Here is a 236-nt window from a genome sequence, read left to right on the forward strand (position 1 = left end):
GCCAGGCTGGCGTACCAGACCAGCGACTCCGGTGCCCGACTGGTGTTGACGACCACCGACCTGACCCCACTCGCACCCCAGGACACGCCGCTCTGGGAGCTGGACCAACCGGAGCCACCTGCGGTCCCCGACGCAGCGGACCTACCCGATGTGGAGGTTCGCCCGCAGGATCCGGCGTACCTGCTCTACACCTCCGGCTCGACCGGCACACCCAAGGGCATCCTGGTCCCCCACCG

Annotated in this window: 1 protein-coding gene; it reads left to right on the forward strand. The window is 69.9% G+C overall.

Annotated elements, in window-relative coordinates; all coding sequences use genetic code 11:
* Window positions 1–236: AMP-binding protein (locus ACLQ23_RS31620; RefSeq protein ID WP_425881544.1), on the forward strand; the 236-nt coding region annotated here is incomplete at both ends.

Source organism: Micromonospora sp. DT41, assembly GCF_049841715.1.
Classification (GTDB): domain Bacteria; phylum Actinomycetota; class Actinomycetes; order Mycobacteriales; family Micromonosporaceae; genus Micromonospora; species Micromonospora profundi.